Genomic DNA, 461 nt, shown 5'->3' with positions numbered 1-461 from the left:
TCTTAGATCCTAGGCATCCACCATGCGCTCTTATTCGCTTTAAAAAATTTAGTATTCAAATACTACTATTTCGAATACAACTTGCATTTCCCAATATGTCAAAGAACTTTTAATCACTGATCTCTTTTACAAGATTTCATTTGCGTGATTATTGTCGATGTGTGAGATCCGATCTCTGTAACTCTTTAGTTACACATCTTCATTAAAGATTGAAAAGAACTTGATGCTGATTATTCATCCGGCGTGTAGCCGTCTGCGTTAGCAGCAAATAAATTAAAAGAAGGAAACAACAGCTCACTCAGGACAATGAGCTCTAAAAAGGAGGTATTCCAGCCGCACCTTCCGATACGGCTACCTTGTTACGACTTAGCCCCAATTACCGATTTTACCCTAGGCGGTTCCTTGCGGTTGCCGACTTCAGGTCCCCCCGGCTTTCATGGCTTGACGGGCGGTGGGCGGTG

Annotated in this window: 1 rRNA gene; it reads right to left on the bottom strand. The window is 42.7% G+C overall.

Features of this window, described 5'->3' with window-relative positions:
• Positions 1–317 precede the first annotated feature (317 nt).
• Positions 318–461, bottom strand: a 16S ribosomal RNA gene (locus tag AC1DFM_RS34775); the annotation flags it as partial.

It is taken from the genome of Chitinophaga sp. 05T412 (assembly GCF_056396465.1).
Note: the sequence above shows the minus strand (reverse complement) of the source record. Positions and strands in the feature narration are given on the sequence as shown.